At 72.7% G+C, this 24,985-nt stretch carries 20 protein-coding genes; 8 read left to right on the forward strand and 12 right to left on the reverse strand.

The annotated features are described in order from the left end of the window. Positions 1 to 48 precede the first annotated feature (48 nt). Positions 49 to 1,917 carry a DNA helicase RecQ gene (gene recQ / locus HP445_RS03620; protein WP_128781602.1) on the reverse strand — a complete coding sequence of 623 codons (1,869 nt, stop codon included), beginning with the start codon at positions 1,915 to 1,917 and terminating at the stop codon, positions 49 to 51. 9 nt (positions 1,918 to 1,926) lie between these two features. After that, positions 1,927 to 3,075 carry a CPBP family intramembrane glutamic endopeptidase gene (locus HP445_RS19075; protein WP_128781601.1) on the reverse strand — a complete coding sequence of 383 codons (1,149 nt, stop codon included), beginning with the start codon at positions 3,073 to 3,075 and terminating at the stop codon, positions 1,927 to 1,929. Positions 3,076 to 3,111: 36 nt separating this feature from the next. Here HP445_RS19075 and HP445_RS19080 point away from each other — a divergent pair, with 36 nt between their 5' ends. Then, positions 3,112 to 4,035 carry an EamA family transporter gene (locus HP445_RS19080; protein WP_128781600.1) on the forward strand — a complete coding sequence of 308 codons (924 nt, stop codon included), beginning with the start codon at positions 3,112 to 3,114 and terminating at the stop codon, positions 4,033 to 4,035. 175 nt (positions 4,036 to 4,210) lie between these two features. Here the strand turns inward: HP445_RS19080 and HP445_RS03635 are convergent, their stop codons facing one another. Continuing rightward, on the reverse strand, positions 4,211 to 4,690 hold the full coding sequence (locus HP445_RS03635; protein ID WP_128781599.1) for a GNAT family acetyltransferase: 480 nt from the start codon (positions 4,688 to 4,690) through the stop codon (positions 4,211 to 4,213). A 94-nt stretch (positions 4,691 to 4,784) separates the two neighbouring features. Between HP445_RS03635 and HP445_RS03640 the strand changes: the two genes are divergently transcribed. Continuing rightward, positions 4,785 to 5,594, forward strand: a complete 810-nt coding sequence (locus HP445_RS03640) for a class E sortase (RefSeq protein WP_241660484.1) — start codon at positions 4,785 to 4,787, stop codon at positions 5,592 to 5,594. Then, positions 5,591 to 5,767, forward strand: coding sequence for a hypothetical protein (locus tag HP445_RS03645; RefSeq protein WP_156463787.1), 177 nt, complete (start codon positions 5,591 to 5,593; stop codon positions 5,765 to 5,767). Before HP445_RS03640 ends, HP445_RS03645 begins: the two co-directional genes overlap by 4 nt. A 22-nt stretch (positions 5,768 to 5,789) precedes the next feature. On the opposite strand, the gene HP445_RS03650 is transcribed toward HP445_RS03645, so the two are convergent. The 4 genes from HP445_RS03650 to HP445_RS03665 all read right to left on the reverse strand — a co-directional run bounded on the left by HP445_RS03650 (position 5,790) and on the right by HP445_RS03665 (position 11,869). Beyond that, positions 5,790 to 8,780 carry an AAA family ATPase gene (locus HP445_RS03650; RefSeq protein WP_128781598.1) on the reverse strand — a complete coding sequence of 997 codons (2,991 nt, stop codon included), beginning with the start codon at positions 8,778 to 8,780 and terminating at the stop codon, positions 5,790 to 5,792. Continuing rightward, a complete protein-coding gene (locus HP445_RS03655; protein WP_128781597.1) occupies positions 8,780 to 9,943 on the reverse strand; it encodes a metallophosphoesterase family protein in 1,164 nt (387 codons plus the stop codon). Before HP445_RS03655 ends, HP445_RS03650 begins: the two co-directional genes overlap by 1 nt. Positions 9,944 to 10,004: 61 nt before the next feature. Beyond that, positions 10,005 to 11,201, reverse strand: coding sequence for a S24/S26 family peptidase (locus tag HP445_RS03660; protein WP_164941279.1), 1,197 nt, complete (start codon positions 11,199 to 11,201; stop codon positions 10,005 to 10,007). Between the two features lie 68 nt (positions 11,202 to 11,269). Next, positions 11,270 to 11,869, reverse strand: coding sequence for a M73 family metallopeptidase (locus HP445_RS03665; RefSeq protein WP_110864334.1), 600 nt, complete (start codon positions 11,867 to 11,869; stop codon positions 11,270 to 11,272). A gap of 208 nt (positions 11,870 to 12,077) precedes the next feature. Here HP445_RS03665 and HP445_RS03670 point away from each other — a divergent pair, with 208 nt between their 5' ends. Continuing rightward, positions 12,078 to 12,656, forward strand: a complete 579-nt coding sequence (locus tag HP445_RS03670) for a MarR family winged helix-turn-helix transcriptional regulator (protein ID WP_111034011.1) — start codon at positions 12,078 to 12,080, stop codon at positions 12,654 to 12,656. A 36-nt stretch (positions 12,657 to 12,692) separates the two neighbouring features. Continuing rightward, positions 12,693 to 13,202 (forward strand): mycothiol transferase, encoded by a 510-nt coding sequence (locus HP445_RS03675; protein ID WP_111024957.1) that lies wholly within the window; start codon positions 12,693 to 12,695, stop codon positions 13,200 to 13,202. Between the two features lie 141 nt (positions 13,203 to 13,343). Here HP445_RS03675 and HP445_RS03680 read toward each other — a convergent pair whose 3' ends face one another. Both HP445_RS03680 and HP445_RS03685 read right to left on the reverse strand, forming a co-directional pair. Beyond that, the gene (locus HP445_RS03680; protein ID WP_111088703.1) at positions 13,344 to 15,473 is read right to left on the reverse strand and encodes a DEAD/DEAH box helicase; all 2,130 of its coding nucleotides are present in this window, start codon (positions 15,471 to 15,473) and stop codon (positions 13,344 to 13,346) included. Positions 15,474 to 15,743: 270 nt separating this feature from the next. Continuing rightward, the gene (locus HP445_RS03685) at positions 15,744 to 16,598 is read right to left on the reverse strand and encodes a polyphosphate kinase 2 family protein (protein ID WP_084741266.1); all 855 of its coding nucleotides are present in this window, start codon (positions 16,596 to 16,598) and stop codon (positions 15,744 to 15,746) included. A gap of 106 nt (positions 16,599 to 16,704) precedes the next feature. Between HP445_RS03685 and HP445_RS03690 the strand changes: the two genes are divergently transcribed. Then, positions 16,705 to 17,721: an alpha/beta hydrolase gene (locus HP445_RS03690; protein ID WP_128781596.1), complete on the forward strand. Its 1,017-nt coding sequence runs from the start codon at positions 16,705 to 16,707 to the stop codon at positions 17,719 to 17,721. A gap of 165 nt (positions 17,722 to 17,886) precedes the next feature. Further along, the gene (locus tag HP445_RS03695; RefSeq protein ID WP_111034007.1) at positions 17,887 to 18,183 is read left to right on the forward strand and encodes a hypothetical protein; all 297 of its coding nucleotides are present in this window, start codon (positions 17,887 to 17,889) and stop codon (positions 18,181 to 18,183) included. Here HP445_RS03695 and HP445_RS03700 read toward each other — a convergent pair. The 3 genes from HP445_RS03700 to yczR all read right to left on the reverse strand — a co-directional run bounded on the left by HP445_RS03700 (position 18,180) and on the right by yczR (position 24,095). Next, positions 18,180 to 21,677 (reverse strand): efflux RND transporter permease subunit, encoded by a 3,498-nt coding sequence (locus tag HP445_RS03700; protein WP_128781595.1) that lies wholly within the window; start codon positions 21,675 to 21,677, stop codon positions 18,180 to 18,182. The genes HP445_RS03695 and HP445_RS03700 overlap by 4 nt on opposite strands. A gap of 113 nt (positions 21,678 to 21,790) precedes the next feature. Then, the gene (locus HP445_RS03705) at positions 21,791 to 22,465 is read right to left on the reverse strand and encodes a DUF6518 family protein (protein WP_128781594.1); all 675 of its coding nucleotides are present in this window, start codon (positions 22,463 to 22,465) and stop codon (positions 21,791 to 21,793) included. A gap of 178 nt (positions 22,466 to 22,643) precedes the next feature. After that, positions 22,644 to 24,095: a MocR-like transcription factor YczR gene (gene yczR / locus HP445_RS03710; protein WP_241660483.1), complete on the reverse strand. Its 1,452-nt coding sequence runs from the start codon at positions 24,093 to 24,095 to the stop codon at positions 22,644 to 22,646. Between the two features lie 61 nt (positions 24,096 to 24,156). Here yczR and yczE point away from each other — a divergent pair, with 61 nt between their 5' ends. Beyond that, positions 24,157 to 24,837 carry a membrane protein YczE gene (gene yczE, locus HP445_RS03715; RefSeq protein ID WP_128781593.1) on the forward strand — a complete coding sequence of 227 codons (681 nt, stop codon included), beginning with the start codon at positions 24,157 to 24,159 and terminating at the stop codon, positions 24,835 to 24,837. Positions 24,838 to 24,985 lie beyond the last annotated feature (148 nt).

Here is a 24,985-nt window from a genome sequence, read left to right on the forward strand (position 1 = left end):
CCGCGCGGAGGGCACATGCCCGGAACGGCATGCAGTGGTGGCCGGGAGTCAGTCGCCCGCGGCGACGACGTCGAGGACCGCGCGCCCGTACCGCTCGAGCTTCGCCGCGCCGACGCCGGAGATCTCGCCGAGCTGGTCGACGTCGGCCGGTCGGACGGCGGAGATGCCCCGGAGCGTCGCGTCGTTGAACACCACGTACGCGGGGACGCCCTGCTCGCGGGCTTCGGCAGCACGCCAGGCACGCAGGGCCTCGAACAGGCCGACGGCTTCCTGCGGCATGTCGGTGACGACCGTCCGTCGACTGCTGCGTCCGGCCCGCGGAGCCTTGACCGGGTCGCGACGCATCCGCACCTGCACCTTGCCGGTCAGGACCTCGGCGCTCGTGGGACTGAGGACGACCGTGCCGAAGCCGTCGCCCGACACCGCCGCGTAGCCCTGGGCCAGCACCTGTCGTGCGACCGCGCGCCACTCGCCCTCGGACAGGTCCGCGCCGATGCCGAAGGTCGCCAGGGTGTCGTGCTGGAGTTCCTGCACGCGGGGCGACCGCTTGCCGATCAGGATGTCGACGAGGTGCGAGACGCCGTACCGCTGGCGGCGCTCACGCTCGAGCCGCACGACGGTGGACAGCAGCTTCTGCGCGGGGACCGTGCCGTCCCACGACTCCGGCGGCGCGATGCACGTGTCGCAGTTGCCGCACGCCGTGCTCTCCTGCCCGAAGTACGCGAGCAGCCGAACCCGGCGGCACTCGATCGTCTCGCACAGGCTGAGCATGGCGTCGAGGTGGGCGCTGAGCTGCCGACGGTGTGCGGCGTCGCCCTCGGACTGGTCGATCATCCGCCGCTGCTGCACGACGTCGTTCAGGCCGTACGCGAGCCAGGCGGTGGCCGGCAGCCCGTCACGACCCGCACGGCCGGTCTCCTGGTAGTAGCCCTCGACCGACTTCGGCAGGTCGAGGTGCGCCACGAACCGGACGTCGGGCTTGTCGATCCCCATGCCGAACGCGATGGTCGCCACCATGACGACGCCGTCCTCGCGCAGGAACGTCGACTGGTTGCGGGCACGCACCCGGGCGTCGAGGCCCGCGTGGTACGGCAGGGCGTTGATCCCCTGCTCTGCCAGGGCGGACGCGGTGCGCTCGACGGAGTTGCGGGACAGGCAGTACACGATGCCGGCGTCGCCGCTGTGCTCCGTGCGGATGAAGGTGAGCAGCTGCTGCAGCGCGCCGGTCTTCGGCTCGATGCGGTACTGGATGTTCGGCCGGTCGAAGTCGGCGACGAAGTGCGCGGCGTCGTCGAGTCCGAGTCGTGCGGAGATCTCGCGGTGGGTCTGCGGCGTCGCGGTGGCGGTCAGGGCGATGCGCGGCACCGTCGGCCACCGCTCGTGCAGAACGCTCAGCTCGAGGTAGTCGGGTCGGAAGTCGTGGCCCCACTGGGCGACGCAGTGTGCCTCGTCGATGGCGAACAGCGAGACGCGCGCCCGGTCGAGGAGCGCACGGGTGGACTCGAGCCGCAGCCGCTCGGGCGCGAGGTAGAGCATGTCGACCTCGCCCTGCACCACGGCACGCTCGACCCGGGACCGTTCGTCGGGGCCCTGCGTGGAGTTGAGGAACGCGGCGCGCACGCCGTTCGCGGCCAGGGCGTCGACCTGGTCCTGCATGAGGGCGATGAGCGGCGACACCACGACCCCGACGCCGTCGCGGACGAGCGATGGCACCTGGTAGCAGAGGGACTTGCCGCCACCGGTCGGCATGAGCACCAGGGCGTCGCCACCGGCCACCACCTGGTCGATGATGGCCGCCTGCTCGCCGCGGAAGTCGTCGTAGCCCCACACACGGTGCAGCACGTCGAGCGCAGCGGCACGGGGTGCGGACACGGCAGCGGGAGCAGGCACGGCAGCGGACGCGGGCGTGGTGCTCATGTGACGAGCCTACGGGCGACCGGCGACACCCACCGCACTGTCCACAGCACCGTCCGTGCCGGAGCCGGCACGGTGGTCGGAACCGGCCACGTCGTCGGCGCGGGCCGGCGTGGTCGCCCAGCCCGTGCCTCCCGGCCGGGTCCAGCGGACGCCGCCCGCCCAGGCCGGGGTCACACCGCGGAACCGGGGGGCCTCGTGGCCGGCGAACCGGCGGTCCAGCCCCCGCCACCACGCCAGGAACTCGACCATGCCCCAGAACGCGAGCGACGTGACGAGGGTGACGAGCGTCCCCTGCCACGTGCCGTTCGCGTCCGACGAGGTCAGGTCGATCCCGGACCAGCCGGGCGCCTGCAGCACGAAGATCATGATGTTGTTGAACGCGTGCTGCAGGACCGTGGCCTCGAGCCCGCCGGTCCGGAGGACGATGATCGCCGCGATCAGACCGAACGAGCCGACGTCGAGGATGCCCCAGACGTTGTAGCCGTTCGGGATGTGCAGCACCGCGAAGACGACCGTCGAGACCGCCACGGCGATGATCGTGCCGACGCGACGCGGGATCCACGACGCGACGGTCTGCATGAGGAAGCCGCGGAAGATGTACTCCTCGGCGGCGCCCTGGAACGGGACGAGCAGGACGACGAGGACGATCGTCAGGGTGAGGGTGCCGAGGGAGACCGTCGACTGGCCGATCGCGTCGTGGTTCCAGGCGAAGCCGCCGTCGGTCGTGATCATCCCGCCGTCCCAGAACAGGCCGGTCTGCCAGACGAACATGAACGCCGCGATGACGAGCGTCGGCAGCAGGCACCAGGCAGTCCAGGCCCACCGGACCCGGAACCGCGTCGATGACAGGATGCCGGCCGGTCCGATCCGCGCGATCTTGACGGCGAGCAGGATGCCCGGCAGCAGGACCACGAGCGAGACGAGCGACATCGAGAGCACGACCGGGTCGGTGGGGTCGAGCGCACCGCTCGCCAGGTCGTTCTGCAACTGGATCAGACCGTCGGCGCCCTGTGCGCGGAGGATCGGCACGAAGTACGCGACCGCGATGACGATCTGCGACACGAGGTACCACCCCGCCAGGAACGCGAGGGCGACGAGCGGCCGCCACCACCTCCACCGTCCGTCGATCCGGGGCAGGCGCTGGTAGGGAACACTCACGCACCGCAGGGTACCGGGCCGGGCAGGATGGGAGCCGTGCTCACCGTCCTGTTCGGCCTGTCCGGCGCGATCGTCTACGGGTTCGCCGACTTCCTGGGCGGACTCGCCTCGCGCCGGGTCCGACCGGTCGTCGTCACGGCGGTGGCCGCCGCGATCGGGATCCTGCCGCTGCTCGTCGGACTGGTGGTCCTCGGCGGCGTGTTCTCGTGGCCGGCCGCGGTCTGGGGTGCAGTGGCCGGGCTCTCCGGCGGTGTCGGGGTGCTGCTGCTCTACGCCGCACTCGCGATCGGACCGATGAGCGTGCTCTCCCCCGTCACCGCCGTCTTCGCGGCCGTCGTGCCGGTGCTCGTCGCGGTGTTCCGCGGCACGGTGCTGTCACCCGTGGCGACCGTCGCGCTCGTGGTTGCGGTCGTCGCGGTGGTCCTGGTCGCGGTGGTCCGGGACGCCTCGGGCGCGCGGCTCACCGCCCGGGGCGTGCTCGCCGCCGCCGTCGCCGGGTGCGGCTTCGGCGGGATCGTGCTGGCCTACGACATGACGCCGTCCGACTCGGGCATCGCGCCCCTCGTGGTCGCGCGGGTGCTGCAGGCGGTGCTGCTGGGTGCGGCGGCGATCGTCGTCGTGCTCCGGACGGGAGGCCCGGTGTCCGCCCCGACGTCGGCCCGCCCCGACCGGGCTGCCGCCGTCCGCGAGCCTCGGCCGGGTGGCGCATGGGGTCCGCGGCTGCTGGTCACCGTCGCCGTGTGCGGCGTCTTCGACGCGATGGCGAACGTGTTCATCCAGGCGGGGCTGCACAGCAGCGACGACCCGGCGACCCTGCCCGTCGTGAGTGTGCTCAACGCGCTTTACCCGATCGGCACGGTGGTGCTGGCCGGGGTGGTGCTGCGGGAGCGGTTGACGGCGCAGCAGTGGATCGGCATCGTGCTGGCGTTCGTCGCGTCGGTGGCGCTGGCGTTGGCGTAGGGCGCGGGTCGCGGCGGGCCGGGCGAGGTCGGGCGGGGCCGGGCGGGGCCGGGCACGGTGCCGATTCGTTCGATCCGTGCGAGGTTGACCGCCCGGTGCGGACTTGCAGCACCGCACCGAGCCGCCAACGCCGCACCGGATGAGCGAACCCGCACGGTGCGACGGGCGGGCGCGGTCAGGCGTCGGGGATGAGGCGCTTGCCGAGCGAGACCGTGCGGTCGTCGGTGTAGCCGAGGGACGCGTAGAACCCGAGCACCTGCTCGTTCCCCGCACGCACCTGCAGGTTGAGCTTCGGGCAGCCGAGGTCGGTCAGGAGCCGCTCGAACTCGGCCATCAGGGTGCGACCGAGGCCGGAGCCCTGCAGGTCCGGGCGCACGGCGAGGTAGTTCACCCAGCCGCGGTGCCCGTCGTAGCCGGCCATGCCCGCGGCGACGACGCCGGCGTCGGCGGTGTCGGTGTCGTCGGTACCGGTGTCGTCGGTACCGGTGTCGTCGGCCTGGGGCTCGGCGACCAGGAAGAGCTCGGGCTGGACGGTCAGCTTGCGGGCGATGTCACGTCGGGGGTCGTTCCAGGGTCGGACGAGGCCGCACGATTCCCACAGGGCGACGACCGCGTCGGTGTCCTCGGTGCGGAAGGGGCGGATCCGGTACTCCATGCCCCCACGTTAACGGGGGTGGGGAGAACGTCGTCACCGGCCTGTCGCCGTGATCTGATAGACCTGTCCGACCACCCAGCCGATCAGGAGCCCCGTGACCGCACACGACACCCTCCCGTCGCGCCGCAGCGCACGGGACGACGAAGCCGGTTCGCGGTCCCGGCGTTCCCCGCGCAGACGGCAGACGGTCGGCGGCGCGATCGTGTCGCTCGTCGCCGAGTTGCTCATCATCGCGGGCGCCGGCACCGGCCTGTACGTCGTGTGGACGGCGTGGTGGACCGACGTGGTCGCCGTGAACGAGCAGACGAAACTCGTGCAGGGCCTCGACCAGGTCAAGACCCCGAAGGTCGAGGGCACCGAGCACCGCGGCACCGCACCCGTGCTGGACGAACCGCCGGGGTTGTCGGACGTGTTCGGCACGATGCAGATCCCCCGGTTCGGCAAGGACTACAACCGGCCGATCGGCGAGGGCACGGATCGTGAGAAGGTCCTCAACACGATCGGGCTCGGCCACTACCAGGACACCGCGATGCCCGGCGCCCCCGGCAACTTCGCCGTTGCCGGACACCGGGTCACCTACGGCAAGCCCCTCAACCAGATCGCGGAGCTCAAGAAGGGCGACTCGGTCGTGGTCCGGGTCACCGACGCGAAGACGAAGTTCGACGTCTGGTACGTCTACAAGGTCACCGACAGCCAGATCGTCACGCCCGACAAGATCGAGACGATCGCGCCGGTGCCGAACAAGCCCGGCGTGGAACCGACCCCCCAGGACCGCTGGCTCACGCTGACCGCCTGCCACCCGATGTGGTCCGCGGCGGAGCGGTTCGTGACGCACGCGAAGCTCGACTACTGGATGCCCGCGTCCGAGGGCACCCCGAAGGAACTCTCGGAGACCGCCAAGTGATCTTCCCCCTGGTCTGGCGGCTGCTGCCCGGCCCCACCGCCCTGAAGGTGCTCGAGCTGCTCGTGCTCCTCGTCGCCATCGTGTTCGTGCTGTTCCAGTGGGTGTTCCCGTGGATCGCCGCGGACATCCTGCCGCCGCCGGACGGCACGGTGGAGTCGACGCCGACCCCGTAGCGTCCGGTCCGGTCTGGTCTGGTCAGACCGTGGTCGTCACCTGCGACCCGCCGGCCGGGGTGCGTCGCACGGCGATCCGCTCGGGGATCCGCTGCTTGAGTTCCTCGACGTGGCTGACGATCCCGACCTGTCGCCCGCCCGCGGTCAGTCGCGACAGCTGCCCGATGACGTCGTCGAGGGTCTCGGGGTCGAGCGTGCCGAACCCCTCGTCGACGAACAGGGTGCCGAGCGAGACCCCGCCGGCCTCGGCCTGCACGACGTCGGCCAGCCCGAGCGCCAGGCACAGCGACACGGTGAACGTCTCGCCGCCGGACAGGCTGCGGGGATCGCGGACGGTGTCGGTCGTGTGGTCGTGCACGGCGAGGGCGAGCCCCGTCCGTCGCGCCCGTGACCCGGATTCCCGTTCGTCGGAGGTCTCGAGGGTGAACCGCCCGGCGAGCATGCCGCGCAACCGGTCGTTCGCCGCCGCCACGACGTCCTCGAAGCGACGCATGAGCACGTAGGTGCCGAGCGTGATGCCGGTCGGGTTGACCGATGCCACCCCGTTCGCGACGTCGGCGAGCCGGACGACCGCGCGGCTGCGGGCCGAGGTCTCCTGTCGCGCACGGACGGTGCGGTCGACCTCGGTCGCACACCGCTCGACGGCCTCGGCGCGGTGGGCAGCGGTCACCGCGAGCCGGGTGGCCTCGTCGAGCTCGGCCGTTCCGCGGACCCGTTCGGCCTGGGCCGCCGGCACGTCGAGCTGCTCCGGATCGTCGTCGGCAGCCTGCACCACCGCGGGGTCGTCGAGCCCTGCCCGCACGACGGCGCGTTCGGCCTCGGCGGCGCTGATGCTGCTGCGGAAGTGTGCGACGGTGTCGGGGTCGAGCAGGCCGGCTCGTGCGGCGTCGACGTCGGGGAACCCCTGCTCGTCGAGGACCCGGGCGACCTCGGCGCTGCGCTCGTCGCGGGCGCGGGCTGCGGCGGCCGCGCGGTCGTCGGCCTCGGCGACGGCGCGGAGCACCGTCAGCCGTCCGTCGAGTTCGTCGACCACGGCCCGGAACGACACCGGCGAGCTGCCGTCGTCGCTGTCGAGCAGTGCTGCGAGCCGGACGATTGCCTCGTGCACGGATCGCAGGTCGGCCTCGAGCCGCTCGGCATCGGAGGCCGCGGTCGACGCGAGCACCGTGCGCCGGGCATCGAGGTCGTTCCGTTCGCGCTCGAGCGCCCGCGTCGCGGTGTCGTGCGCCGTCCGCTCGCGCTCGTGCTCCAGCACCAGCGCCGCCGCGTCGTGCGCCGCTCGGACCCGCTCGTCGGCGGCCACCGCCATGGCGTCGAGGGCGACCGTGTCGACGGTGCCGACGACGTCGGTCAGCCGGAGGTGCTCGGCGCGCTCGACGGCCAGGTCGGCCGCGGCGTCGGCGAGCTGCTGGTCGGCCGTACGCGTGGCGTCGCCCGCTGACTCCACCGCCTGGATCGTCGGGTGGTCGTCCTGTGGCGCGGCCACCGACGGGTGCGCCGTCGATCCGCACACCGGGCAGGGGTCGCCGGGGGTCAGCGCGGCACCGAGCTCTCCGGCGAGTCCGGCGATCCGCCGCTCGCGCAGGGAGCGTTCGGCGTCGAGCGCCTCGGTGGCCCGACGGCGGGCATCGGCCACGATGCGTTCGGCACCGGCGACCCGCTGTTCGGCGCGGTCGCGGGCGGCCAGGTCGGCGCGGAGCGACTGCACCCGGGTGACCTCGTGCGCGGCGGCGTCGGCGCCGGCAGCGGTCGTCGAGGCAGTCCGGGCGGCCTCGACGATCCGGGCTCGTTCCGTCGGCCGGGCCTCGAGCGCGGTGTCGAGGGCGGCGAGGTCGTCGGTGAGGCGCGATGCGGTCGCAGTGGCCCCGGCGATGGCGGTGCGCCTGGTGTCTGCCTCGGCCTCGACCGCGACGAGGTGCCGGACGTCGGACAGGGCGTCGGTCAGCGAGTCGCGGCGCCGGGCGACCTGCTGTGCGTCGACGGCGCCGAGTGCGTGCTGCTCGCGCAACCGGGCGGCTGCCGCGGCGGTGTCGTCCGCCCGGACGGTTGCGGCGTCGAGGCCGTCGGCCACCGCGGCGACCCGGGCGGCGCGCTCGGCCGTCGCGACCGCGGCCCGTGCCTGCTCGATCGCCGGGGCGTCGTCGTCGAGGAGCGCCTGCCGCCGCAGCAGCGCCGCTCGCCGTTCGAGGGCGGCCGCACGGGCCGTCACCGATCGTTCGTGTTCGGTCGCCGCCGTCGCAGCGGCAGCCGCAGCCGTCCGGGCCGCCCCGGCGGCGTCGGCCGTCGCGCGGAGGGACGCCACCGTGCCGGGGACGACGGACTCGTCGGCGTCGGCGAGGTCGGCCGCCTGCGCGAACCGGGCCAGGGCCTCGCGGACGCGGTCGTCGGCCCCCTCGACCTCGGCCTGCACGGCCCGGCGGCGAGCGGCGAGCTCGTCGGCGGTGCGGTCGTAGACCTGGGTGCCGAACAGCGACTGCAGGAGCTTCCGGCGGTCTTCCCCCGGGGAGCGGAGGAACCGTGCGAACTCGCCCTGCGGCAGCACCACGGTCTGCAGGAACTGCGCGCGGTCGAGCCCGACGATCCGGGCGATCTCGACCCCGACCTCGGGGATGCGGGACGACATGGGTTCGCCGGCGACGTCGGTCGGCGCGGCGAGCCGGAACAGCTGCACCGACGCCTGCTGCTTCACCGTGCCGGTCCCCCGCTGCTTCGGGCGGTCGTACTGCGGGGTGCGACGGACCCGGTACGTGCCAGCACCGGTCTCGAACACGAGCTCGACGAACGGCTCGACCGCGGGGTCGGCGTGCTGGCTGTGCAGCCGGTCGGAGCTGGCGTCGGAACCGGCGAGTCCGCCGTACAGGGCGAACACGACGGCGTCGATGATCGTCGACTTGCCGGAACCGGTCGGCCCCTCGAGCAGGAAGACCCCGGACGCGGCCAGCGCCGCGAAGTCGATGGTCACGAGGTCGGGGTAGGGCCCGATGGCGCGCAGTTCGAGTCGGTGCAGGTACATCAGCGGTCCCCCTCGCGCTGCAGGGCGAGCGCCGCGGCCTCGTACGCCTCGGTGAGGACCGCCCGTTCGTCGTCGTCGGGCAGCCCGCCGGTGGCGAAGGCCACGAAGTCGCCGGCGACCTCGACCGGGTCAGACGTCGCGGTGACGGCCCGCGCGGCGGTGGCGGCCGGCCGGTCCGCCGGTTCGTGCGTGATCGCCAGGGCGTGCGGGAAGTGGTCCTTCACGCGGGCGTACATGCGTTCGGGGTGCACGGTGTCGGTCACCGCGACCCGCACCCAGGCGTCGGCGTCGGCCCGGAACTCGCCGGACTCGATGGCGTCGATGCTGCCCCGCACGTCGACGAGCCGCCGCGGTACCGGGGTCGGCACGAGCTCGACGGTGACGGCACCGGCCGCGTCGAGGTCGGCGATGGTCACGGACTTCCGCTGGTGCCGCTCGCCGAACGAGAACGCCAGCGGCGACCCGGCGTACCGGATCCGGTCGCCCTCGCCGACGCGCTGCGGGCCGTGCAGGTGCCCGAGGGCGACGTAGTCGAACCCGTCGAACACCGACTCGGCCACACGGTCGACCCCGCCGACGCGGATGTCCTGCTCGCTGTCGCTCGGGTCAGCGCCCCCGACGAAGGCGTGCGCGACGACGACGCTGCGGGTGTCGGCCCGCGTCGCGAGGTCGGCGCGGATCCGTTCGGTGGCGGCGTGCACGACGGCGTGGTGTGAGCGGGCGAGGGGTTCGTCGGGGACCGCCGCCAGGGCGTACCGCGTGAGGTCGGGGTGCAGGTACGGGATGCCGTACACGGCCACCGGGCCGTCGTCGTCGGGCACGAGCACCGGATCGGCCACGTGGGCCGGCTCGGCGAGGATGCGCACGCGCTGCCCCATCACGCCGGCCCCGAAGCCGAGCCGCGCGGCGGAGTCGTGGTTGCCCGGGGTGAGCACCACCGTGGTGGTCTCGGCGAGCCGCTCGAGCACGCGCGAGAGCATGCGGACGGCGTCGACGGGCGGGATCGCACGGTCGTAGACGTCGCCCGCGATGACGACGAGGTCGACCGCGCGCTCGCGGGCGAGGTCGACGAGCCAGTCGGTGAACGCGGCCTGGTGCTCGAGCAGGTCGGCACCCAGCAGTGTGCGGCCGAGGTGCCAGTCGCCGGTGTGCAGGATGCGCATGCCGCCACGGTAACGCCGGCCGGGGACATCTCCGGACACCTCGCGGTGCCCTGTGGAGGACTCAGGCGGTCACGCAGCTCGCGGACGCCAGGCCCAGCACCGAGACGACCCGGACCTTGACCGTCGGTGTGCTCGTCGCGGTCCAGTTGTTGCCGAGGTTCGTGCGGAGGCGCAGCTCGTACGTCGTGCCGAGGTTCAGGAGTCCGGCGCCCCCGTAGACCATTGAGCGGGCCCCGGCAGTCGTCGTGCTGGCCACCTGTGTCGTCCCGTTCATCAGGTCGAACGACACCGGCACGGTCGCGCCGTTGTCGTAGGTCCAGGCGATCGTCACCGTGTTCGACCCGGCCGGCACACAGGTCAGGGTGGGGACACCGGTCGCCGTGCCCGCCGTGAAGGTCGCGGTCGGTGCGACGGTGGTCCGCGACCACGGGGCCGCGTCCGCCGCTCCGGGCAGCAGGACGCCGGTGGCCGCCGCGAGCGCGAGCACCGCGGCGCCCCCACCGAGGCGGCGCAGCCGCCGCCTGCGACGGACTCGTCGACGCAGCGCGCGACGGGTGAGGACGGTGGGCGCGGCGGTCGGGAGGCCCGTGGCGGCGCCGCCCCGCGCCTCCAGGCCGTCGTCCGTACCGTCCACCGGACCGGTGGCGTCGTCCGGGCCGGCCGCGCCGTCCGGACCACCGGCGGCGGCGTCGTCGTCGTCGGCCTCGACGAGTCGCCGGAGCGACCCGTCGATCGTGCAGAGCGCGAGCACCGCGGTCAGACCGAGCGCGAGCATCGCGACCAGGCCCCACTCCCCCGCGCTGATCCAGCGGATCGGTGTCCCGATGAACGGGATGCGCAGGAAGGCGATGCCGTGCACGGCCGAGCGCTCGATCGGTGTGGAGTCCTGCTGGGGGTTGGCGTCGCCCTTCGTGACCATGGTGCCGCCGGGGCCGTCCTCGACGTAGCGGTGCATGCGCAGGTGGTCCGCCTGGTCCGGGTCGTCGGCGAGCAGGACCTTGCCCGTGGCGATCTCGCCCGAGCCGACCGGACGCGAGACGACCACGTCGCCGGGGACGATCCGCGGCTCCATCGAACCGGTCATCACGGTGGTCGGCTGCCACCCGATGAGCGCCGGCGCGGCCGCCCAGAGCGCGAGGCCGAGCAGCGTCGCGACCACGCCCCGGGCGAGGGTGGCGACGACGACGCGCCCCCAGTCGACGGCGTCACGGACCGCTGCGTGCGGTGCGGGACCACCGTGCACTGCGATGCTGCTCATGACTGCCTTCGACCGGGGGCGCGTTGCGGGGAGGGAACGGACGGGGCTGGTTCGGCCCCGGTCCCGGCTCAGCTGTTCTGGGCCTCCCAGGTGAAGCCGAGGGCTGCGGTGCCGCCCTGCACGGTGTTCGGGGCGGTGCTCGAGACCGTGTAGGTGACGCGGTAGACGCGCGTCTCGGACGCGGTGCCGGTCGGGGCCCAGGTGCCGACGCCGGTCGCGTAGTTGGTCGAGGCGGCGCCGAAGCCCGCGACGGTGCCGCTGTAGAGCGAGCCGCCGGTGGCGGCCGGGGTGAAGCCGGAGCAGGAGCCGAAGCCGCCGCCGGTGCCCTGCTCGACGGTCAGGTTGACGTTCGCCGCCAGGTCCTTCGTGGTCGAGACGTTCGTGCCGTAGAGCTTCACGGCCGAGGGCAGTGAACCGGTCGAGGTCACCGCGATGCAGTTCGCACCGGTCGAGCCGGGCTTCAGGTTGTTCGCCGTGAACAGCGCGGTGTTGTTGTCGTCGTCGGACAGGGCGACACTGCCGGCCGTCCAGTTGTTCGTCGGGTTGACGGTGGTCGAGGAGAAGGCCGCGTACGAGGCCGTCGAGACGACGACCCCCGAGGCGACGAGGGCGGCGGGGATGGCGATCCAGGCGGCGAGGCGGGCAGCACGAGGCGTGACACGAGACATGGTTGGACTCCGTGAGGAAGAGATCTGATCGGTGGTTCGGACGGGCCCGCGGTGGTTGGTCGCGCTACGTGCCGAGGTGGTACGACGATCAAGCTACTTGGCGTTCGAGCAGCTCACAAGACCTGAGATGTCCCCACTGATGGGGGTATCTTGACGAGTGAGTTACTTGTTGACTGAACTTCCCACCCTGTACCCGAGAAGAGCTCCCATGACGGACACCGACCCGGTCGTCCTCCCCCCGCACGCACCCGCCGTCCCCACGGCACGCGTCGCCCCCACCACACCGCCGGCACCCATGTCGCCCGACGTCACCGCGATGGACCCCGTCACCGTCGACACGGACCCCGACGCCGACCTGCCACGACTGCTCACCGCCTTCCGGGTGCTCCAGATGCAGCACGCGCGGGTCCTGCACCACGAGAGCACGAGCCGCGGACTGAACGCCACGGACACCCGCTTCGTGTTCTTCCTCAACGCAGCCGGCGGCCACGGCGTGACCCCGAAGCAGGCCGGCGAGTACCTCGAGCTCACCACCGGGGCGATGACGTCGCTGATCGACCGGCTCGAGAAGCACGGACACCTGGAGCGTCGCCCGAACCCCGAGGACCGCCGGAGCGTGCTGCTGCACCTCACCCCGTCGGGCACGGCGGTCGCCCGCGAGGTCGGTGCCGTCTACTCGCAGGCCTTCCAGCAGGTCGTCGCACCGTCGGACCGCGCCGTGGTCGCGGCCGCCTTCGAGGGGTTCGCCGCCGCCCTGGAACGCCACCACAGGTCGTCCACAGCGTGACAGCGGGTGTCACGGCCCGCGCGTAGCGTGAGCGCCATGACCCCCTCTGAACTCCTCACCGAAGCGTTCTCCCGCATCCCCGAGACCGTCGAGCGGGCCGTCGACGGGCTCTCCGAAGACCAGCTCGCGGCACGACCGGCAGCCGGGGCGAACACCCTCGCGTGGCTCGCGTGGCACATCGCCCGCGGCCAGGACGTGCAGATCGCCGACCTCGCCGGCTCCGAGCAGGTCTGGACGGCGGACGGCTGGTACGACCGGTTCGGGCTGCCGTTCCCGGCCGAGGCGCTCGGCTACGGCATGTCCCGCGACGACGTCGGGCGGGTGCGGGCCTCTGCCGAGCTGCTCACCGGGTACCTGCGGGCCGTGCACGAGCGCACGGTCGCGTACCTCGGCACGCTCGGCCCGGACGACCTCGACCCCGTCGTCGACGACGCGTGGGACCCGCCCGTGACGGCCGGCGCGCGGCTCGTGAGCATCCTGGACGACTGCACGCAGCACGCCGGACAGGCCGGCTTCGTGCGCGGGCTGCTGTTCTTCAACCGCTGAGCGCGCGCGGTCGCGCGGTCGCTTCGTGAGCAGGAATGGTCGGGTCCGACATCGCGACCCGACCCTTGGTGCTCACCATGTGACGGACGGGAGGCCCGGTACCAGCTGGTACCGGGCCTCCCGTCCGTCGTGTGGTCGCGACTACCGCGCGGCGAGCTCCGACACGATGCCGTCACCGGGTGCGGCCTGCACCAGGTCGGCCTCGATCTCGGCGCGCTCGAGGATGCCCTCGATCTTGCGGATGCGGCCACGCGGGACGATCGTCACGACCGTGCCCTCCTTGCCGGCACGACCCGTGCGGCCGGAGCGGTGCATGTACGCCTTGTAGTCGTCCGGGGCGTCCGCCTGCACGACGAGCGAGACGTCGTCGACGTGGATGCCGCGGGCCGCGACGTCGGTGGCGACGAGCACGTTCACCCGGCCGCTCGTGAGCAGCTGCAGGTTGCGCGTGCGGCGCGACTGGTTCAGGTCACCGTGGAGCGAGGTCGCGCGGATGCCGGCGTCCTCGAACTGGTCGGCCAGCCGCTCGGCGTAGGCGCGGGTCCGGGCGAAGACGATGGTCTTGCCGTCGCCGGCGACCAGCTCCTCGAGGAGACGGTCCTTCTCGCGCTGCTCGACCACGAGGACGCGGTGGTCGATGGTCGAGGACGCCTGGTCCTCACCCGCGACCTCGTGCACGCTCGGCTCGTGCAGGAACTGCTCGACGAGCGCCGCGACCTGGGTGTCGAGCGTCGCACTGAACAGCAGCTTCTGCGCACGGTTGCCCTGCGGGGTCACCTCGGCCGTGGCGGAGAGGATCTCCTGCACCGGCTCGAGGAACCCGAGGTCGCACATGTGGTCGGCCTCGTCGAGCACGGAGATGATGACCTCGCTGAGGTCGAGCTTCCCCTTGTTCATGAGGTCCTGCACACGACCGGGGGTGCCGACGATGATGTCGACGCCGCGCTCGAGTGCGCCCTCCTGGCGGCCGTAGGGGACGCCGCCGTAGATCTGCGTCGTGAACAGGCCGACCGAGCGGGCGATCGGCTGCACCGTGCGGTCGATCTGCAGGGCGAGCTCACGGGTCGGCGCGAGGATGAGCGCACGCGGGGCGCGGCCCATCTTGCGCTTGGTGCCGCCGCCGTGCTCCATGAGCTTCTCGACCAGCGGCGCACCGAAGGCGATGGTCTTGCCGGAGCCGGTGCGGCCACGGCCGAGGACGTCCTTGCCGGCGAGCACGTCGGGGATCGTCGCCGCCTGGATCGGGAACGGGCTCGAGGCGCCGAGCTCCTGCAGGGCGCGGGAGATGTTGCCGCCGATGCCCAGGTCGCCGAAGGTCACGCCCTCGACGTCGGCCGCGATGGTGGCCTCGGCCTGGAGCTTCTCGAGCTTGACGTCGTCTGCGGGCACGAACTTGCCGCGCTCGGGCTCGTCGAACGAGCGGCGCGGGGTGCGGTCGCTGCGGTCGTCACGGTCGAACTTGCGCGGGGCGCGGTCGTCGCGGTCGAACGAGCGACGCGGGCGGTCGTCGTTGTCACGGCGGGGCGCGCGGTCGTCGCGGTTGAACGAACGAGGAGCGCGGTCGTCGCGGTCGAACTTGCGCGGAGCGCGGTCATCACGGTCGAAGCTGCGACGGGGACGGTCGTCGTTGTCCCGACGGGGCGCACGGTCGTCACGGTCGAATGAACGACGCGGGCGGTCGTCGTTGTCCCGACGGGGCGCACGGTCGTCACGGTCGAACGAACGACGCGGACGGTCGTCGTTGTCACGACGCGGGGCACGGTCATCACGGTTGAAGCTGCGCGGGGCGCGGTCGTCGCGGTCGAAGCGACGCGGACGGTCGTCGTTGTCACGACGGGGCGCACGGTCATCGCGGTTGAAGCTGCGCGGTGCACGGTCGTCACGGTTGAACGAACGCGGTGCACGGTCATCGCGGTCGAACGAGCGACGCGGGCGGTCGTCGTTGTCACGACGAGGCGCACGGTCGTCACGATCGAAGCGACGCGGGGCGCGGTCGTCACGGTTGAAGCCGCGACCACCACGGTCGTCGCGGTCGGGGCGACGCTGGCCGCCACTGTCACGCGGCTCCCAGTTCGGACGGGCCGGACGCTCACCCTGCGACGCGCGACCGCGACGCTCCTCGGCGTCCCAGCGCTGCTTCTGGCGCGGCTGCGACGAGTCGGCGGCGCGGAACCCGCGGTGCTTGCTGCTGCGGGCGGCGGGGGTGCCGTTCGGGTGGCGGACGCGGTCGGAGGCGCGGTTGTCCGCGCCGCCCTTGTTGTACGGGGCCATGGCTGCTTTCTCGGGTGCGCAACGTACCGCAGCGCCCGACAGCGACATCGGCGGGGGCTGCTTGCGGAGAGGGGGTTCATCCCGTCGCGAGTCGACGTGATTCCAGCCCTCGAGCAACACACACCCAGCAGAATTTCCGTGATCACAATGTCACGACGTCGAAGGCCGACCGAGCGAGTCTACGCGAGCCGGTGCCCTGACGCCAGCCCCACGCGGTCCGGTGGCGGCGTGCCGGGCGCGGGACGGGCCTCCAGGCCGGAGGTCGTGCGCTCAGGACTCCGCGAGCCGACGACGCTGCTCGGCGACGTCGAAGTCCGCCTTCGGCCAAGACAGGTGCATGTCCTCCAGCGCCCGGAGCAGGAGCTGCTGCACGGCGAGGCGGGCGTACCACTTGCGGTTCGCGGGGACGACGTACCAGGGCGCCTGCGGGGTCGACGTGCGGTCGAGGGCGATCTGGTACGCCTGCTGGTAGCGGTCCCAGAGCAGGCGGTCGTCGATGTCGCTCGGGTTGAACTTCCAGTGCTTGTCGGGGCGGTCGAGCCGGTCGCCGAGACGCTCGCGCTGCTCGTCCTTCGAGATGTGCAGCATCACCTTGACGATGGTCGTGCCGGCGGCGGCGAGGCCGTCCTCGAACGCGGTGATCGCGCCGTAGCGGCGTTCGATCTCGTCCGGCGCGGCGAGCCCGCGGACGCGCTGGGCGAGCACGTCCTCGTAGTGCGAGCGGTCGAACACGCCGAGCTGCCCGGCTGCCGGCAGCTGCTTCTCGATGCGCCAGAGGAAGTCGTGCTCGCGCTCCTCGGCCGTCGGGGCCTTGAAGCCGGCGTAGTGCACGCCGTTCGGGTCGACCGCACCGACGACGTGCGAGACGATGCCGCCCTTGCCCGCGGTGTCCATCGCCTGCAGCACGAGCAGCACCCGGCGCTCGTCGCCGGCCGTCGATGCCGCGTACAGGCGCTCCTGCAGGGCGGCGAGACGGGAGGCGCCGGCGGCGAGGGCCTCGAGGCCGTCGATCTTTCGGCCGGGGAAGCCCGGGGTGCCGTCCGGGTCCACCTGGTCGAGGCGGAACCCGGGTTCGACGCGGAGCAGTGGTTCGGGATCGGCGTTCCAGGCCTTGCGATTGCTCACGTGTCCTCCTGCGGTGCTCCGGTCGGCGGCTGCCGTGCTCATCCTCGCACTGCCGTCCTCCGCTCGGGTGACGTGGGCGGTCGCCGGGGCGGCTAGCGTGGACGTGATGAAGTCCGGCCGCCGCTCAGTGCTCGCGCTCGTCGCCGCGGTCGTGGCGCTCGGCGCGATGGCGTCCTGCAGCACGGACCCGGTCGGCGACGAGAACGCCACCGTGACCGCGGACAGCGTCATCTACCCGCTGTCGCTGCGCTACCACGGCATCGACGTGGTGGCCGACGTGCCCTACGGCACCGACCCGCTGCAGCGCCTCGACGTGTGCCTGCCCGCCGACAGCGACCCCGCGACGACGGCGACGCCCACTGCGACGCCGTCCGCCTCGGCCACCGCCGACCCCGATGCCGAAGCGGTCGAGGCCACCACCGGACGCCCGGCGGTCCTGATGATCCACGGCGGCAGCTGGTCGCACGGCGACAAGGCGACGGCCGCGTACCGGTCCGTTTGCAAGTACCTGGCGTCCGAGGGCTTCGTGACGTTCAACGTCGACTACCGGCTGGCGCCGACGGACCCGTTCCCGGCGGGGCTCGACGACGTGCGCCGTGCGCTCGACTACGTGTTCCGTCCCGCGACGCTCGAGACCTACGACGTCGACTCCCAGCGCGTGGGCGTGTTCGGCGGGAGCGCCGGTGGCAACCTCGCCGCGATGCTCGCCGTCACCGACCACGACTCCGCCGCGTACGCCGACGGGGACCGGATCCGTGCCGTGGTGGACCTGAGCGGGCCGACGAACCTGACCACCCGGTCCACCGAGTCCGACGGGGTGTCCGCGGCCTTCCAGCGCAAGCAGTTGCTCTACCTCGGGTGCCGGTCGTACGCCAGGTGTCCGGCGGCCACGCGGGCGTCGCCGGAGTTCCACGTCACCTCGGACACCGCGCCGTTCTTCATCGGGCACTCCACCGACGAGTTCATCCCGATGTGGGAGTCGCAGGAGTTCGCCGCGACGCTCCGGTCCCACGACGTCCCGGTGACGTTCGTGGCGGTCGAGGGCACGGCGCACTCGATCGCCCAGCTCGACGAGGCGATGAGCCGCCGCGTGGTCACGTTCCTGCGGACGCAGTTGGGCTGACCGCGGGCGGCCGACCGACTGTCGGCTGGCGCTGCCGGCTAACGGCTGCCGGTTGTCGCTTGTCGCTTGTCGCTTGTCGGCGCAGGAGACCGACCGCGTGCCCCGGGTGGGTGCCACCCGGAGTCGGGACTGCCGCTGCCGACCCCCTGGCCGCAGACTTCGGGGGTGACCGACACCTCGACCCGCCCTGCCCGCGCCGCTGCGACCCGCTGGGACCGCCCTGCGCTGCAGACGTTCGGGGAGCTGCTGCTCGGGCTGTCGTTCGTCGCCGCGGTGTCGTTCGGCGGCTACGCCTCGGTCACCGGGCAGCTGGCCGTCGTGTCGCAGGTCTCCGCCGTGGTGTTCCTCGTGACGCTGACCCTGGTGCTGGTGTCGTGGTTCCGGGCCGTCGAGCGCGAGGAACGGATCGAGCGCGTCGTCGTGTCGCCCCTCGCCGCGATCGACGCCGAGTACCGCCGCTAGGCAGCGCTGCCGGAACGCGCCGCTCGTCGCCGCTGTCGTTCCTGCCGGAGTTCCACGCGTTCCTGGCGTCGCTCGGCGCGCGCCTGCTTCCGGGTCTTGCCCGCGGCGATCCGGTCGTCGTTGCGCTCGCGAGCCCGCTCGACGACGAAGTACAGCGCCGGCAACACCACGAGCGTCAGCAGCGTCGACGACACCAGGCCACCGATCACGACCAGCGCCAGCGGCTGCGAGATGAAGCCGGACTTGCCTGTCAGCCCGATCGCCATGGGCAGCAGCGCGAAGATCGTCGCCATCGCCGTCATCAGGATCGGACGGAGGCGTCGTGTGGCGCCCTCGATCAGGGCCTCGCGCACCCGCAACCCGCGCCGTCGGTACTGGTTGACGAGGTCGATGAGCACGATCGCGTTCGTCACGACGATGCCGACGAGCATGAGCAGACCAATCAGCGACGCGACACCGATCGGGACGCCCGACGCGATCTGCAGCAGGATCGCGCCCGTCGCCGCGAACGGCACCGACACGAGCAGCAGCAGCGGCTGGAGCAGGCTCCGGAACGTCGCGACCATGATCACGTAGACGATCAGCACGGCGACCAGCACCGCGAGCCCGAGCTGCGAGAACGCCGACGACTGGCTGGCGGCGACGCCACCGATCGAGGCGGTCGCACCCTTCGGCAGGTCGAGCTCGTCGACGGCGGTCGTGACGGACTGCACGGCCGCACCGAGGTTCGTGGCGTCCGGCGTCACGGTGATCGTGGCGGTGCGGGCCGCGTTCGTCGTGGTGACCGTGGTGGGGCCCTCGGACTCCTCGACCGTGGCGACGTCGGACAGCGGGACCGTGCCGGTGCTCGTCGGCACGTCGAGTGCACGGAGCGCGGCGATGGTGGTCGGCGGCTCCGGGTCGGCGATGTAGACGTCGAGCGTCGCGTCGTCGATCTCGATGCTGCCGGTGTCCCGCGGCGAGACCGCGGCGGCGACGAGGCCACCCACCTGGGTCTCGGTGAGGCCGAGTGACGCTGCCTCTTGGCGGTCGACCCGGACGGCGAGGAACGGTTCCGCCGCGGACAGGTTGCTCGTGGCGCCCGTGGTGTCCGGGACCGACTGCATGGTCTTCAGCACCTGGCGCGACGCCGTCTCGAGCTGCGACTGGGTCGGCGCGGTCACGTCGACCTCGATGTCGCTGCTGCCACCGAACCCGCCACCGGACGACGCGATGGTGACCTCGCCGACGTCCTCGATCGCCCCGATCGACTTCCGGGCGTCGGCCTGGATCGTGGGCTGGTCGGCTTCGGCGTCGGTCGTGACGGCGTACTGCACCGAGGCGCTGCCGCCCCCGCCGAACGCCGCCTGGATCGACTGGCCGCTCGTGCCGATGGTGGTCTGCACGGTCTCGACGCCGTCGACGTCCTGCAGTGCCCGCTCGACCTTGCGTGCGGACTCGGACTGGACGGCGAGACTCGAACCGGCCTTCAGGTCCTGCGTGACCGTGAACGTGTTCTGCCCCGAGTCGCCCAGGTAGTTCGTGGTGACGAACGGCAGCGTGGCGACCGTTCCGCCGAGCACGATCACGGCGAGCAGGATGACGACGACCGGCTTGCGGACGACCCACCGGAGCACCGGCAGGTAGACGCGGCGCAGACGGTCGACCCGGCCGGCGTCGTGCAGGTCCGCGGCGGAGGCGAGCGCACCCTCCGAGCGGTCGCCCTCGTGCGCGCGCTCGGCATCGATCGCCGACGGTGCCGCTTCCGCGTCCGTGGGCGCTTCCGCTGCCGCCGTCGCGTCGCCCGGCTTCGCCTTCGGCGGGCGCAGCCACCAGTACGCCAGCACCGGCACGATGGTGAGCGAGACGAACAGCGACGCGACGAGCGCCAGGGTGACCGTCACGGCGAACGGTCGGAACAGCTCCCCCACGAGTTCTGCGACGAAGGCGACCGGCAGGAACACCGCGACGGTGGTCAGGGTCGAGGCGGTGACCGCTCCGGCGACCTCGCGAACGGCGTCCCGCACGGCCTGGCCGCGGTCGACGCCGGGGAGCATGTGCCGCTTGATGTTCTCGATGACGACGATGGAGTCGTCGACCACGCGGCCGATCGCGATCGTGAGGGCCGCCAGCGTGATGATGTTGAGCGTGTACCCGGCGGCGCGCATGCCGATCGCCGCGAGGAGCACCGACGTCGGGATCGAGATCGCGGTGACGAGCGTGGAGCGCCACGACAGCAGGAAGACCAGGATGACGAGCACCGCGAAGGCGAGCCCGAGCAGGCCTTCCTCGGCCAGGGAGTCGATGGACTGCTGGATGTAGGGCGCCTGGTCGAAGACGACGGTGAAGCGGGGGTCGCCCTCGATCTTGTCCTCGATGCCGGGCAGGGCGTCGCGGACGGTGTTCGAGACGTCGACGGTGTTGGCTTCCTGCGTCTTCGTGATCGAGATCGTCAGCGCCTGCTGCCCGTCCACGCGGCTGATGGAGGTGCGCGGCGACTCGGCGATGGCGACCTTCGCGACGTCGCCCAGGGTGGTGTCCGTCGGCGTGGCCGCGGTCGTCGACCCGCCCGCCGCGGCGTCACCGGTGGGAGCGGCACCGCTCGCGCCAGTGCCGGCCGTACCCGTGCCGGTTCCGGTCGCACCGGCGCCGGTCCCGGTCGCACCGGCGCCGGTCGCCCCCGTACCGCTCGCACCCGCAGCCGTGCCGTCACCGGACGAGGCCGTCCCGTCGGCACCGGCGGCACCCGACCCGGTCCCGTCCGAACTCGACGACCCCGACGAGCTCGTGAGCGGCAGGGCGCGGATGTCCTTGAGCGACGCGATCCGCTCGCCCGTCTGCACCGACAGGGTCGAGCCGTCCTCGGTGAGGGTGCCGCCGGGGATCAGGGTGCCGTTGTCGTCGAGCGCGTCCGAGATCGCCGTCTGGCTGAGGCCGCGGGCGGCGAGCTCGTCCTGGTCCGGCGTGATAACGACCCGACGACCCGGGTTGCCGAAGACGTCCGCCTGCCGCACACCGTCGAGCTTCTCGAGGTCGGGGATCGCCGAGGCCTGCAGCCGGTCGACGAGCTGTTCCTGGTTGCCGGACGCCGAGACGGCGACCTGCAGCACCGGCAGGTCGTCGAAGGACCCGGTGACGATCTGCGTCTGCACCGAGTCGGGCAGCGACAGCGCGTTCACCGCGGTCTGGATCTTGTCCTCGGCGCTGGCCAGGTTCGATCCGTACTGGAACGACGCCGACACCACGCTCTGCCCGGTCGACGAGGTCGCACTGGTCGACTCGAGGTCCGGGACGACCTGGATCGCCTGTTCGATCTTGGTCGAGACGTCGTTCGACACGACCTCTGGCGTGGCTCCGGGGTAGGCGCTGACGATCGCGACCTGCGGGAACTCGACGCTGGGGATCAGCTCCTGCTTGAGGCTCGAGAGCGCGATGCCGCCGAAGACCGCGACCACGATCGTGACGAGCGCGATGAGGGCCCGGTTGCGCAGGCTGAAGACCGAGAGGAGGTGCACGTCATCGATCCTCGCAGGACCGACCGACCGACGAACGTTCGGCTGGCAGCCAGAACCCGCCGTCGGATCAAGACGGAGCAGCCAGAACCCGCCGTCGGATCAGGACTGCAGGATCAGAACCCGCCGAGCAACAGGTACGCCCCGAGCACCGCGACCGTCCCGACCACCCCGGTGCCGAGCGCCACCACGCGCCCGACGGGTGAGCGGGTGCCGACGACCCCGATGCCGAGGAGCACCACCCCGACGACGATCTCGACGGCCCAGGTGACGTGCCCCGTCGTCGCGGCGACCTGCAGCAGCCCGCGGATCCCCTCACCGACGAGCACCGCGGCCGTCACACCGAACGCCCCCGCGCGCCACCGGGCGTCGCGGGACCGCACCGCCACGGCGGCCGCTCCGGCCAGCAGCCCGGCCGGCACCCCGAGCAGCACCCAGGGGTTCGTGATCGACAGCACGTCGGGGAACCCGCGCAGGACCGTCGTGGCCCAGTACCCGACGTGCATGAGCTCGAGGAGCACGACGCCGAGCACCATCGCCGACGGCAGGGCGACCCGGCCCCCTCGTGCTCCGGCGACCAGGCACAGCAGCGCGGCAACGAGGAACCACGGTCCGGCCGAGTTCGACACGGAGGCGAGTGCGGGCACGGCCTGCCCGAACGAGGTCAGGACGCCCGCCAGGAACGCCCCGCTCAGCGCGATGGTGACCCGCACCACGGCGGGGACCGCCGCGGGCGGCTCGACGGATGTCGGCACAGCGGAGCGGGTTCCGGCGGACAGGGTCGCGTTCATGGCACCAGCCTCGCCGGACCCCACCGACGCCGCATCACCCCGAGGAGCGAGAACCCCCGACCCGGCCTCACCCCAGAGGATGACGCCGAACCCGGCAGAACACCGAGCCCGGCAAGACACCGAGCCCCGCATGACACCGAGTCCGGCGGACGACGCCGACCCTCGGACGACGCACCGCTCAGACCACCGCCGCCAACGACCCCCGCACCCCGCTCGTCTCGCCGCCCACCCGTTCCCACGACCGCGACAGCACGTCCACCAACCGCCCCCGGTCCGCCGGGGCCATCGTGAACGGCACCCGCAGGAACCGCTCGAACCCACCGTCCGGCCCGAACACCCCGCCCGAGGCCAGCACCACACCCTCGGCCCGCGCGGCGAGCACGAGCGCGCTCGACACCGGTCGGCCGAGCCCCACCCACGTCGTCAACCCGCCCGCCGGCGCCGGGACGTCCCACTCCGGGAGCCGCGCCCGGAGCGCCCCCACGACCGCGTCGCGACCTTCGCGCAGGGACGCACGCCGCGCCTCCAGGACGGCCGCCGTGCGCGGGACCAGCTCGCGCACGACCAGCTGGTCGAGCACGGGGGTGCCGAGGTCGCCCGTCGGGCGGGCGAGCAGCAGCCGCTGCAGCAGCGCCGGGTCGGCACGGATCCAGCCGATCCGCAGGCCGCCCCAGAAGACCTTGGCGGCGGAACCGATCATCACGACCGACGACCCCGACGGGTCCGCCGCCGCCAACGGCGGCGACGGCTCCCCGTCGATCCGCAGCTCCCCCATCGTCTCGTCGGCGATCACGATCGTGCCGACCGAGGACGCGACCGACAGCAGGAGCCGGCGCGTCGACGCGGACATGGTCGCACCGGTCGGGTTGTGGAGCTCGGGCATGACGTACGCGACGGAGGGCGCGGTGCGACGCAGCGTCGTCTCGAGCGCGGCGGCGTCCCACCCCGTCCGCGCGTCGACGGGGACGCCGACCAGGCGTCCGCCGGCCTCGCGGAAGGCCTCGTGCGCGTGCGGGTAGGTCGGGGACTCGACGAGCACGGCGTCGCCACGGCGGACGAGCACGCGCGCGAGCAGGGCGATCGCGTGCTGCGCGCCGAGGGTGACGATGACCTGGGCGGGCTCCGTCGGCAGTCCGCGCTCGGTGTAGCGCGCGGCGATCGCGGCGCGGAGGCCGGGGTCGCCGACGGTGTCGTAGCCGATGCCGGCGAGCGCCGCCGGCACGTGCCGGACCGCCCGCTCGACCGCCTCGTCGATGCCGGGGGCTGCGTGCAGGGCCGCCTTGCGCAGGTCGAGCAGGTCCCCCTCGACGACCCCGCCCAGGCGTTCGGGGTCGGGCCGGCCGACCAGGTCACGGGGCAGGTGGACCACGCTGCCGGAGCCACGGACGGACACCAGGAATCCGTCGGAGCGCAGGCGGGCGTAGGCGTTCGCGACGGTGGTGCGCGAGACGCCGAGGGCTGCGGCCAGGCCGCGCTCGGCCGGCAGCCGGACGCCCTGGGCGACCCGTCCGTCGATGACGAGGACCCGGAGGGCATCGGCGAGCGCCTCGTAGGCCGGGGCGTCGGTCCCGGCGCGCCAGTCGGTCAGCAGGTGGGAGGCGGCACGGGCACTGATCAGGACAGGGGGCACGGGTCCACGGTAGCGCGATTGGCTCTCGACCAGCAGGCCAATCTGTCGGGACGATGGCTACATGCCCCGTCGCACCGCCCTCACCCTGCGCTTCGTCCAGCTCTTCGTCGGACTGTTCCTCTACGGCGCCTCGACCGCACTGCAGGTCCGCGCGGTGGTCGGTGTGAGCTCGTGGACCGTGCTGACCCAGGGGCTCGAGAACGTCGTGCCGTGGTCGTTCGGCGTCATCACGGTGGTGTCGAGCGGCGTGATCCTGCTGCTGTGGATCCCGCTCCGCCAGAAGCCGGGCATCGGGACGCTGCTGAACGCCCTGGCGATCGGGCCGAGTGCCGACCTGGTGCTCTGGCTGGTGCCGGAGCCGTCGGGGATCGTCGCCCGGATCGGGCTGTTCGCGGCGGGACTCGTGCTGCTCGCGGTCGCGACGGCGTTCTACATCGGTGCGGGGTTCGGCACCGGGGCGCGGGACGGCCTGATGGTGGGCCTGCACCAGCGGCTCGGCTGGCCGATCTGGCTCGCCCGGACCCTGGTCGAGGTCACCGTGGTGATCGTCGGGTGGATCCTCGGCGGGGACGTCGGTGCCGGCACCGTCATCGCGGCGTTCGCGATCGGCCCGATGGTCCAGCCGCTCATGCCGCACTTCCGTCGGTTCCCGTGGAGCCCCGAGCGCACGGCGGCGCCCGCAGCGAACGTCGCCACACCCACCCTGGAGGCCCGCCCCACCCCCGCCACATCCGCTTCGTGAGCAGGAACGGTCGGGTCCACTGCCCCGACCCGACCGTTCCTGCTCACGATCGCGCGGCGATCGCGCGGCGATCGCGTGCGACCCCTTGCGGCCGCGGGGAACGCGATATAGCGTGACCTCCGCAGACGCGATACATCGCGAGTTCCAG

It is taken from the genome of Curtobacterium flaccumfaciens, assembly GCF_013359815.1.
In the GTDB taxonomy this organism is placed as follows: Bacteria; Actinomycetota; Actinomycetes; order Actinomycetales; family Microbacteriaceae; genus Curtobacterium; species Curtobacterium flaccumfaciens.